This window comes from Paraburkholderia sp. 22098 (assembly GCF_052045935.1).
In the GTDB taxonomy this organism is placed as follows: domain Bacteria; phylum Pseudomonadota; class Gammaproteobacteria; order Burkholderiales; family Burkholderiaceae; genus Paraburkholderia; species Paraburkholderia caledonica.
Genome location: NZ_JBQEPV010000004.1, coordinates 533,669 through 544,270 on the forward strand (window position 1 = coordinate 533,669; position 10,602 = coordinate 544,270).

11 protein-coding genes, 1 other RNA gene and 1 riboswitch are annotated in these 10,602 nt (G+C 63.0%); of the genes, 6 read left to right on the plus strand and 6 right to left on the minus strand.

Translation table 11 applies throughout. The annotated features are described in order from the left end of the window. Nucleotides 1-109: 109 nt before the first annotated feature. Nucleotides 110-988 carry a cobalamin-binding protein gene (locus ACTJLB_RS11630; RefSeq protein ID WP_408423595.1) on the plus strand — a complete coding sequence of 293 codons (879 nt, stop codon included), beginning with the start codon at nucleotides 110-112 and terminating at the stop codon, nucleotides 986-988. Between the two features lie 44 nt (nucleotides 989-1,032). Here the strand turns inward: ACTJLB_RS11630 and cobC are convergent, their stop codons facing one another. The 6 genes from cobC to ACTJLB_RS11660 are packed head-to-tail and all read right to left on the minus strand — an operon-like array spanning nucleotide 1,033 to nucleotide 7,377. Then, complete coding sequence (gene cobC / locus ACTJLB_RS11635; protein ID WP_027804176.1) at nucleotides 1,033-1,623, minus strand: alpha-ribazole phosphatase; 591 nt, start codon at nucleotides 1,621-1,623, stop codon at nucleotides 1,033-1,035. Further along, nucleotides 1,608-2,393, minus strand: a complete 786-nt coding sequence (locus tag ACTJLB_RS11640) for an adenosylcobinamide-GDP ribazoletransferase (RefSeq protein ID WP_020065169.1) — start codon at nucleotides 2,391-2,393, stop codon at nucleotides 1,608-1,610. Before ACTJLB_RS11640 ends, cobC begins: the two co-directional genes overlap by 16 nt. Before the next feature lie 46 nt (nucleotides 2,394-2,439). Next, the gene (gene cobT / locus ACTJLB_RS11645; protein ID WP_408423598.1) at nucleotides 2,440-3,501 is read right to left on the minus strand and encodes a nicotinate-nucleotide--dimethylbenzimidazole phosphoribosyltransferase; all 1,062 of its coding nucleotides are present in this window, start codon (nucleotides 3,499-3,501) and stop codon (nucleotides 2,440-2,442) included. Nucleotides 3,502-3,538: 37 nt separating this feature from the next. After that, complete coding sequence (locus tag ACTJLB_RS11650; RefSeq protein ID WP_408423601.1) at nucleotides 3,539-4,378, minus strand: ABC transporter ATP-binding protein; 840 nt, start codon at nucleotides 4,376-4,378, stop codon at nucleotides 3,539-3,541. Continuing rightward, a complete protein-coding gene (locus ACTJLB_RS11655) occupies nucleotides 4,375-5,433 on the minus strand; it encodes a FecCD family ABC transporter permease (RefSeq protein ID WP_204520385.1) in 1,059 nt (352 codons plus the stop codon). Before ACTJLB_RS11655 ends, ACTJLB_RS11650 begins: the two co-directional genes overlap by 4 nt. A 27-nt stretch (nucleotides 5,434-5,460) precedes the next feature. Further along, nucleotides 5,461-7,377: a TonB-dependent receptor domain-containing protein gene (locus tag ACTJLB_RS11660; RefSeq protein WP_440783327.1), complete on the minus strand. Its 1,917-nt coding sequence runs from the start codon at nucleotides 7,375-7,377 to the stop codon at nucleotides 5,461-5,463. Nucleotides 7,378-7,469: 92 nt separating this feature from the next. Then, nucleotides 7,470-7,750: riboswitch (cobalamin riboswitch) on the minus strand. 217 nt (nucleotides 7,751-7,967) lie between these two features. On the opposite strand from ACTJLB_RS11660, the gene ACTJLB_RS11665 reads away from it, so the two are divergent. The 5 genes from ACTJLB_RS11665 (at nucleotide 7,968) to ACTJLB_RS11685 (ending at nucleotide 10,452) form a co-directional block, all read left to right on the plus strand. Then, nucleotides 7,968-8,324 carry an ATPase gene (locus ACTJLB_RS11665; RefSeq protein WP_027775693.1) on the plus strand — a complete coding sequence of 119 codons (357 nt, stop codon included), beginning with the start codon at nucleotides 7,968-7,970 and terminating at the stop codon, nucleotides 8,322-8,324. Then, nucleotides 8,321-8,635, plus strand: coding sequence for a cell division protein ZapA (locus ACTJLB_RS11670; protein ID WP_020065163.1), 315 nt, complete (start codon nucleotides 8,321-8,323; stop codon nucleotides 8,633-8,635). Before ACTJLB_RS11665 ends, ACTJLB_RS11670 begins: the two co-directional genes overlap by 4 nt. Before the next feature lie 162 nt (nucleotides 8,636-8,797). Then, nucleotides 8,798-8,979: non-coding RNA, 6S RNA (gene ssrS / locus ACTJLB_RS11675), on the plus strand. A gap of 82 nt (nucleotides 8,980-9,061) precedes the next feature. Beyond that, nucleotides 9,062-9,520: an EVE domain-containing protein gene (locus tag ACTJLB_RS11680; protein ID WP_440783328.1), complete on the plus strand. Its 459-nt coding sequence runs from the start codon at nucleotides 9,062-9,064 to the stop codon at nucleotides 9,518-9,520. A 203-nt stretch (nucleotides 9,521-9,723) separates the two neighbouring features. Continuing rightward, nucleotides 9,724-10,452 carry an SIMPL domain-containing protein gene (locus ACTJLB_RS11685; RefSeq protein ID WP_027775695.1) on the plus strand — a complete coding sequence of 243 codons (729 nt, stop codon included), beginning with the start codon at nucleotides 9,724-9,726 and terminating at the stop codon, nucleotides 10,450-10,452. Nucleotides 10,453-10,602: the final 150 nt, after the last annotated feature.

Genomic DNA, 10,602 nt, shown 5'->3' on the forward strand with positions numbered 1-10,602 from the left:
CCCACGTCGCATTGCAGTGCAGGGCAGCGCATCGATCCACCCAACGCAAAACTCGACGTTCGACCCAATGAATTTGTCTGCACGATCGCTCCGCCCCGCTCTCGCCGTCATGCTGCTCGCCATCGCGTTGCGCGCGCAAGCGGGCATCGCCGTGACCGACGACACGGGCGCCGTGCTCACGCTGCCCGCACCCGCGCAACGCGTAATCAGCCTCGCGCCGCACGTCACCGAACTGCTCTACGCGGCCGGCGGCGGCGCGAAGATAGTAGGTGCCGTGTCGTACAGCGACTATCCGCCACAGGCGCAGCAACTGCCGCGCGTGGGTGACAACAAGTCGCTCGATCTCGAACGCATCGTCGCGTTGAAGCCGGACCTTATCGTGGTGTGGCGGCACGGTAACGCACAGCGCCAGCTGGATCGTCTGCGCGAATTGCACATACCGCTGTTCTTCAGCGAGCCGCATCATCTCGACGATGTCGCCGTCTCGCTGACGAAGCTCGGCGAATTGCTCGGCACCTCGTCTACCGCGGATGCAGCCGCCGCCGCATATCGTCGGGACATTGCGCGCCTGCGCGCGCAGTACGCCGACCGGCCAGCCGTCAGCGTGTTTTATCAGGTGTGGGATCAACCGTTGATGACGCTCAACGGCGAGCATATGGTCAGCGACGTGATCGAGCTATGCGGCGGACGCAACGTGTTCGCGAAACTGCAACCGCTCGTGCCCACCGTTTCGACCGAAGCCGTGCTCGCGGCGAATCCGCAGGCGATCGTCACGGCAGCGCCCGGTGCGACGAAACCCGACACGGCCTTGCCTCAACTCGGCGCGTGGCGCGCGTGGCCGCGTCTGTCGGCGGTAGCGAATAACAATCTGTTTTCGATCGACGGCGACCTCATCAACCGCCCCGCGCCGCGCATCGCGCTAGGGGCGAAGCAGATGTGCGAGGACCTGGATCTCGCTCGCTCGCGCGTCAGGCAAAACGCGCAATAACAGGCTTAACGTGCATTAACGCCTGAGCCGATGGGCCCTCAGGCTCACGCGTTCCACTTCACGAGCGACCACTGTTGGCTCTCGTCGCCGCGGCGCAGCCAGACGATGTTGGCGGTCTCCAGCGACCATCGCAAGCAACGTTCGAGCGGCACGTCGAGCGCCAACGACGCAATCGCGCGCATCACGCCCGCATGCGTGACCACATACGCCGGCGACAACTCGCGCGTCTGCGCGTACGCGTCGAACCATGCGCGCACCCGCATGACGAACTGCGCGACGCTCTCGCCGCCATGCGCGCGTGCATGTTCGAAGTTGGACGCCCAGTCGTCGAGCAGTTCGCGATCGATCGCGTCCCAGCGCTGCTCTTCCCAATCGCCGAAATCCATTTCCTTCAGGCGATCGTCATGGCTGAGCACGCAGCCGAAGTCGTTCGCCAGTTCGACGGCGAGCGCCGAGCAGCGCGTCAGCGGGCTCGACATCACGACACGTGGCGCCGGCACCTGCAAGCTTGCGAGTCTTAAAGCAAGTGCCGCGGACGACACGTCGGCCGCCTCGGCGAGCGCCACATCGCTGTGGCCATAGCAAACGCCCGCGTCGAGTGCGACGGCGGGATGGCGAATCATGACGATATCCATGCGAGCCCTAGGAGATAGATGCCCAGTTCAAAGATCTGTTGCGCAAAGCCGAGACAATCGCCGGTGTAGCCGCCAATGCGCTTCACGAAATAGCGGCCCATTGTGAACCGCAACGCGACCAGCATCGCGAGCGCCGAGCCCGCGAACCGCCAGTCGGCCGCGAGCCATCCACGAGGTCCGTCCGGCCACAACAGCCACGGCAATCCGAATGCGGCGGCGCATAACAGTGCTGTGCCGCTCAGGCGCTGCGCGACCGGCTTCGCTTTGCCCTCGGCACGCACATAGTCGAGCGTGCAGAGATAGCTGATCGCACAGGCGCGGCTCGCCGCATGAGCCGCAACCATCAGACTTGCGGCGCGCAGCGGCGGCAACGAAGCGAGCGTCTGCCACTTGAGAACAAGCGCGACGACAAGCGCAATCGCACCAAAAGCGCCAATGCGCGAATCGTGCATGATGCGTAATGCATCGTCGCGCGTATAGGCGCCACCGAACGCATCGACGCAATCGGCGAGGCCGTCCTCGTGGAACGCGCCCGTTATCAATAGCGACGACGCCATCGACAACAACACCGCAACCCCCGCCGGAAAGACACGCAGCGCCGCGAGATAGACAAGCGCGCTGATGCCGCCGACCAGCACGCCGACGAGCGGAAAATAACGCGCCGCCGCGTTCAGATAGTGCGGTTCATAGCCGACCCAGCGCGGCACGGGTACACGTGTGAAGTAACCCAGCGCCGTGAAAAAGTAGCGCAATTCGGCCAGCGGTTTCATATATGGCTTGCGTGCTCGTTGACTGAAAAGCGAAGTGCGGCGCGGTTCACGCTTCGCGGTTCGCTACACCGGCCGATTCGAAGCTCGCCATCTCGTTGATGAACGCGCATGCCGCACGCAGCAACGGCACCGCAAGCGCCGCACCGGTGCCTTCGCCGAGCCGCATGTCGAGCGATAGCAGCGGCTGCGCGCCGAAATAGTCGAGCATGCGCAGATGTCCTGCCTCGTTCGACGCATGCGCGAACACGCAATATTCACGCACGTCGGGCGCAATTGCGTCCGCAATCAACAGCGCTGAACTGGCGATGAAGCCGTCGACCAGAATCGTCATGCGCGCTTGCGCGGCGGCAAGATAGGCGCCGGCCATCATCGCGATTTCGAAGCCACCGAAGGTTGCGAGCACATCGAGAGGAGCCGTGGATGCGTCGTGATGCGCGAGCGCCGCCGCAAGCACGCTGCGCTTCTTTGCGAGCCCGGCGTCGTCCAGACCGGTGCCGCGGCCCACGCATTCGTCGATCGGCACGCCGCAGATGCGGCTCATCAGACACGCCGCCGCCGATGTGTTGGCAATGCCCATTTCGCCGAAGCCGATCACGTTGCTGCCGAGCGCAGCGTGATGCCGCACGCGCGCCGCGCCGGCTTGCATCGCGGTGAGCGCCTGCTCGTGCGTCATCGCAGGTTCGTGCGCAAAGTTGCGCGTGCCCGCGCCGACTGGAATGTCGACAAGGCCATCGGTGCGCGGCAACGGCGTCGCGATACCCGCATTGACCACTTCGAGCTCGATGCCCGCGACCCGGCTTAATGCATTGACTGCCGCGCCGCCCGCGAGAAAATTCGCGACCATTTGCGCGGTCACCGCTTGCGGATACGGGCTGACGCCTTCGGCCGCAATGCCGTGGTCGCCCGCGAACACGATCAGCGCGGGGCGCTGGACAGCCGGATGCGTAGTGCACTGAATCAGGCCCATCTGACGCGCGAGCGTTTCGAGCCGGCCGAGACTGCCGGGCGGCTTCGTCTTAGTGTCGATGACGTGTTGAAGCTCGCTGCCTAACGTCTGTTCGAGCGGTTCTACCTGGGGCAATCCGGACAAGCGTGGCGAAGAGGTCATGAGTTTCGTGAAGATAAAAGATGTTTGGTTCTGAGCGTTAGCTTGACGACGTGTCATGGTTCGAAGCAGATTCGTGACGCGAGCGCGGCGCAGGAATGAGCGCCTCGTGCTCGCCGTCGCGAATCAGGATCAACGGATAGCCGAATACGCGGCTCGTCAACGCGGGCGTCAGTACCTCGTGCACGCGCCCCGCGTAGACGGCGCCCTCACCGTCGAGCAGCAGCGCGTGCGTCGCGAACCGGCGCGCGAGGTTCAGGTCGTGACAGGAAAACAGCAGGGTCCGCGCCGACTCACGCGTCCATTCGCTGAGCGCTTCCAGGCACTCGATCTGATGATGCAAGTCCAGATGCGATAAAGGTTCGTCGAGCAGAAGGAGCGGCGCTTGCTGACACAGCACCGCTGCGAGCGCCACGCGCTGACGTTCGCCGCCGGAAAGCGACAGCACGTCTCGCGCGGCTAGTGCGGTGAGCCCCAGCAAGTCCAGCGCGGCACGCGCGGCCTCGCGGTCACCCTCGCCCTCCCAACCCCAGCCGGTCAAATGCGGAAAGCGGTTCAGCATCACGATGTCGAGCACGCTCGCGCTGAATGCGTCGGGCGCGCTTTGCGGCATTAACGCGCGGCGCTGCGCGAGTTGCCGCGTGTGCCAGGCGGACATACGCACACCGTCGAGTTCCACGTGGCCAGCCGAGGGTTCACGCAAACCCGCGAGCGTGGATAAGAGTGTCGTCTTGCCGGCACCGTTCGGACCGGCCACGCACCAGATCTCGCCCGGATAAAACGTATGCGTGAACGCATCGAGCAACGTGCGCGCGCCCGCACGCAAGCTCACGCGTTGCGCGCTGAGCGTGGGCTGCGAGAGGTTGTTAGTGGGCATCATCGGCGGGCGCGCAGCAGCATCCAGAGAAACACCGGCACGCCGATAATCGACGTGATCACGCCGACCGGCAGTTGCGCCGGCGCGATCACAAGGCGCGCGATCAGATCGGCGCCCATTACCGCCACCCCGCCGCCGAGAGCCGCGGCGGGCAGCAGCATACGTTGGTCGTTGCCGAACGCGAGCCGTAACATATGCGGCACCACGAGTCCGACAAAGCCGATGGTGCCCGCCGTCGTCACAGCCGCTGCGGCGGCGAGCGAGGCCGCAAGATACACGCGCAACCGCAACGGCATGACCGCAACGCCCAACGCCTGCGCGGCAGCGTCGCCTCGCAACAGTACATTCAGGCGCGGCGCAACGGGCACGATGGCAATCAGCACGACGACCAGCGCGACGAGCGCGGTCCACGGCAGCGCATTGCCATTGAGGTCGCCGGTCAGCCAGAACAACATGCCGCGCAAACGATTGTCCGGCGCAAGATTGAGCAGCAAGGTAATGAGCGCGCCCCAGCCTGCCGCGATAACGGCGCCAGTCAGAAGCAGGCGCGGCGACGTGTCCTGCGGTTCGCCGCGCCACAACTCGCGACGTGCAAGGCCGAGCACGAGGAGAATGGACACGAATGCGCCCGCGAATGCCGACGCATCGACGAGCCACCACGCGCAACCGGCGATCATTGCGACGAGCGCGAAAGTTGCGGCGCCGCCCGATACGCCTAATACATATGGCTCAGCGAGCGGATTGCGCAACAACACCTGCAGCAGCGCGCCAGCCAATGCGAGCAATGCGCCGCAAGCAAAACCGGCCAGCGCGCGAGGCAAACGCAGCGTGCGCACGATCTCGCCGGCGAGATCGGCGGAGTTTGCGTCAGACGCGCCCGCATGCAGCGGCGAAAGCGCCTCGATCACGCGCGCGGGCGCGAGCGACACACTGCCCAATGCGAGCGACGCCATCAATACGGCAAGCGCAGCGACAGCAAGCACGAGCCAGATCGCGGCGGCGCGCTTCGCAGTCATCGCGTGAAGCGTGGCGGGCATCGAACCTTCATGACGGCTCATCGGCGCGTTCCCAGCACGGCGCTGGCATCACTGCTGCTGCCAGCCGACCGTGACATAGGCACCGCGCCGCGGCGAGTTATACGAGTAGGCCGTTTCATAGTCCTTGTTGAACACATTCTGGATTTGCGCGGCCACGTACCATGCCTTCGTGACGTTGTAGCGGGCAGCCAGGTTGACGACACCGTAGCCGCCGAGCTTGCCGCTGCTGTCTTCGCGCGGACCGCTCACGATCCACTCACCGCCCACGCGCCATCCTGCGATACTGCGATTCACCGTCAGCGACGCGAAACGCCGCGCTCGCCGCACGAGGTCGGTATCATTGTCGAGGTCGACCGGGTTTTGCAGCGTCACCGACGCGCGCACGTCGGTCTTACCTACATGGCCGCTCCACGATCCTTCGAGTCCTTGCACTTTTGCATGGCCCACGTTTTCGGCCAGATAGATCCCCGGCGTCACCTGCTCATAGTCGATCAGATTCGAATAACGCGTCTGGAAAGCACTCAAACGCATCACACCGAGCGCATTGGATGCGTACTGCAACGCTGCTTCGATCGAATGACTGCGCTCCGGCTGGATGGACGGATTCCCGCTCAGCGGATAGTACAGATCGTCGAAGCTCGGCGCGCGAAACGAACTGGAATAGCTTGCGCTTAGCTTCCAGCGCGACGTGATGTCGAAGCCATAGCCGAGATAGTAACTGTTCGCTCCGCCGAAATCGGAGTACTGGTCGCGCCGCAGGTTAGCCTGTATCTGGTTGCGCCCGAAGCGTGCCGTATAACCGGCGAAGCCCGAGTCGACATGACGAGTGGGCGCGGCAAACGTATCGGAGTCGAGACTCTGGTCCAGATGCTCGTAGCCGACCTGCAGTTTCTGCTGCGCGGCCAGCGCGAAATCGTTTTGCCAGGTGTACTGTCGATTGTCGGTGTCGAAGCGGCCGTTATACAGACCGTTGGTGTTCGACACGCTGCGGTCGTCGCCTTGCGCAACGATGAAGTGCGTGGTCCACCAGTCGGTTAGCTTGCCGTTAGCGAAGGCGGACAACTGACGCACTTTCGTGTACAGATTGTTCAGATCGGTCGGCTCGCCGTACGCATTGTCGTAGCTGTTGTTGCCGTTCGACTGCAGATAGCGGACGCCCGCGTCCCAGTTGTCGGTGAACTTATGGCGCAGCGAAGCGGAGATGCTCTCGTTCAGATAGCCGTTCGCATTGGGGTTCGCATTCGGCGCCTCACGAGGATTGAGCGCGGAAAAACCGTCGTCCTTCGAACGCGCGAGCGAGATGTTGAAGGTCGTGCGGCCGTCCATATCCAACGCGCCGTTCGCGCCTACCTGTTGTGTCTGCGTGTGGTAGCTGCCGTAGCCCACGGAAAAATTGAAACGCGGCGGATGATTGCCGCCGTCTTTCGTGAACACCTGGACCACGCCTCCGATCGCGCCCGAGCCATACAAGGCCGACACGTTGCCGTTCACTACTTCGACGTGGTCGACCTGATCGAGCGGAATCTGCGCGATTTGCGCGGTGCCGAGACTCACGGAATCGACGCGCACACCGTCGATGAGAATCAGCGATTGCGTCGACGACGCGCCGCGCAGATACAGGCTTGCTGTCGAACCGGGGCCACCTGTGCGCGAGATCTGCGCGCCGGGCGCGAGTTGCAGCAGACCCGGCAGATCGGTTGCGGTGGTATCGGCAATGTCCTGCTGATCGAATAGCGACGTTTGCGGAATCGTGTCGGCGAGCGCTTGAGGTCCGCGCTCGGCGGTGACGACGACGGGCGACAAAACAGCAGGTGATGATTCGGCGATGGCGACGGATACAGCGCTCGTAGCGACCGGTGCGACTGCAACCGACGGCGCAGGCGAACTGTCGGCGGCTTGCGCATGCGCGAGCTGCGGCAGCCCTGCAAACGCGAGCAGCGCCGCGCGGGCGATAGGGGACAGCATGAGTGAAGTTTCCCGTGGATGGCGTGCGCGGCCCGCTTCCCCGCAGGCCGTCGCGTAACGAGGCGCGAGCGCTTTTGACTTCATTTCGCGGGCGCGCGCCTCTCCCTCTGGCCGGTATCCGGGCTGACGACGCTCGATCCCGCCTTCCCACGCGTGACGCGCAGTGGCACACTCGCATGTTGAACTGGAACACGCGATGGGGATCGAACTGCAAACGCGAACTGCAAAGCACGAAGTGCAAAGCGAATGCGGTCGCTTACCGTTGCGGGGGCAGCGCAGGTTCGCGCGTTCAGGTGAACGGCGCGCCCTGCTTCCCGTTTAACTGCACGCGCAATGAATTGCGCGCGCGGGCACCAGAGTGCGGCCAGTGTATGAGCGGCCTCGGGGCCAGTCAAGAATGCGGGTCACGACAGCGATCATTCGGACAGGAGCAGAGTATTGTCCGACGCGATCTGTGACACACGAGTACTTTTTCATCTTCAGTCGAAAAAAGCCTGCATAAAGCGGTGTTGTTACGTCTCGAAACGAGACAAATGTCGGAACGTGCGGCATTCCGCGCTAAAATGCGAGGTCTTTAGAGGACGCAGCACATGCTCACCGAACTCGAAACACTCTCACAGAATATCGGCAAGCTGATAGCGATCAGCCAGCGCCACAACGAAGCGCGAGTTGCGCTTGAAGAGCAGCTCGCCCAGTCGCGCGCCGAGGCAGAAGCCACGCGCACGGAACTTGCCATGGTTCGCGAGGAACGCGATGCACTGCAAGCGGAGCGCGACGCGCTGTCGGCCAAGATCGACGACGCTCAAGTGCGGCTCAATGCGATCCTCGAAAAATTGCCGCGCGCTCGCGGGCACAACGAGCCGGACAACCAGCTCGATCTGCTCGAGCCCGCTCAGCATGAAGTCGAAGCGGAGAGCGACGCCACTCGCCATGGAGAAAATGCATGACCACCAAGCAGATCGAAGTATCGATTCTCGGCGTGCCCTATCGTCTCGCCTGCTCGCCGGAAACGGAAGGCGCGCTGCTTGAAGCAGTCGCACGAGTCGACGCCGAAATGTCGAAGATCCGCAACAACAGCAACGTGCGCGGCACGGATCGTATTGCTGTCATGGCCGCGCTGTCGCTGGCATCGGAACTGCTTAAGCTGCAATCGAGCGTGCGTCACGGAGAAGCATTTCCCGCTGAAGAAATCAGGCGTACAATGCATCAAATGAACGAACAACTGGGTACTGTGATCGAGCAGTACACCATGCAGTAAGCAGCAGGTTTGCAACGTGTCTGGAAGTAGAAGTGGCCGGTCTTCGGGTCGGCTGCAGATTCAACCAGGTGGCACACGTAGCAGCTGAGCAAAGCGCGTGAGAGCATGCACGAGCACACTCGGCAAACGTTTCACCTGAATGGTTTTAGCTTCATCGGTTTAGCTTCCCTGCCTGGTTCGCCAAGGTCATATATTCCTTGAACCAATGCCATGTGCACGGTTGCGGAAATTTGTAGCACGGGCGTGCGCGTCACTCTGTCTGATGTACCCGAAGTGCTGCTAACTGCGACCAATTCTGAACCCCCGGTTCAGGATGCCGGCCTAGCGGCCAAGGCGGGGACCTTATTTGGAACGGCATCGGACTACTGTCCGGTGCCGTTTTTGTTTGGGCTCCGGCTTTTCCAACCTTAACGTTCCTTTCGATTCATGCGCTACTGGCTAATGAAGTCCGAACCGGACGAAGCAAGCATCGACCATCTTGCCAACGCACCGCACCGTACGTTGCCGTGGACCGGCGTGCGCAACTATCAGGCGCGCAACTTCATGCGCGACGCGATGCTGGTCGGCGACGGCGTGCTGTTCTATCACTCGAGTTGTCCCGAGCCTGGCATCGCCGGGATCGCCGAGGTAGCGTCTACCGCTTACCCGGACCCGACTCAGTTCGACAAGAAGAGTCCTTACTACGATCCTAAGTCGTCGCAGGAAGCGCCGCGCTGGCTGCTCGTCGACGTGGTCTTCAAGAAGAAGATTCCGTTGATTCCGCTCGCCGCATTGCGCGAGCACGACGAGCTGAAAGACATGCGCGTGCTGGCGAGAGGCAACCGTCTGTCCATCACGCCGGTCACCGAAGCCGAGTGGCGCTTCATCACGAAGCGACTCGCCTGAGTTCGCCGATGCTTGCTGCAACGGCGCCACGAACGATGTCGCTCACCGCTGCTCATCGCACCGTGAAATTGGGGAACCAAGCTCAGGTTACAAGCGCCTAACGCACTTGCAAACGGACTACCAACGGCGCACACAGCGCCGTGCCGTTGCATCGCGCCTGCCGGATCGTGCGCAATCCTGTTCAAGCAAGGAGTTCCACACAGATGAAAAACACCGCACGTGCACTCGCTTTCGCGCTCGTCTGCGCCGCGCCTGCAGCCCTCGTGCTCACGCCCGCTATGGCACGCGCGCAGAGCGTCGCGCCCTATCAACCGGCCGGCGTGCTGTCGCTCAACGCGCAGGCCAGCGCGGAAGTGCCTCAAGACGTCGTCGAAATCACGCTCTTTTACGAGCAGGAAGCGAGCGATCCGTCGGCTCTTACTTCAACGCTGAACCAGCGTGCCGATTCGGCATTGCAAAAAGCCAAAGGCGTGAGTGGCGTGACCGCACGCACAGGTTCGTTCTCCATTTATCCGTCTACCGATCGCGATGGCCGTATCTCCGCATGGCGCGGCCGCACGGAGGTCGTGCTTGAGTCGCACGACTTCGCCGCGGCGTCGAAGCTTGCTGGGCAAATGGCGCCCATCATGCAGGTCGGCAATGTGCAGTTCTCGCTGTCGCCCGCGGCGCAGCGCGCTGCTGAACAAAAGCTGACTGGCGATGCAATCAAATCGTTCCGTGAGCAGGCGGCTTCGTCCGCGCAGGCGTTCGGCTACAGCGGTTATTCGATTCGCGAGGTCAACGTCGGACATAACGGCGCCATGCCGCGGCCCGTCATGATGATGAGCGCGCGCGCCATGGGCGCCGACGCCAAGATGTCGGCCCCTGTGCCGATTGAAGGCGGCACGTCGACGGTAACGGTGAATGTGTCGGGCTCGGTGCAGATGAAGTAACGCGCGGTCCACCTGCCGCCCCATGCGGCGGCAATCGGCATAGGGGACGGCCATAAGGCCGTACCCCTGCCACACCACCCGGCATGCGGGTCCGCACCGGGCGGTTCGGGAAGTTGAGGTCAGGAGAGCCGGGGTACGCCAAGCTGGTCG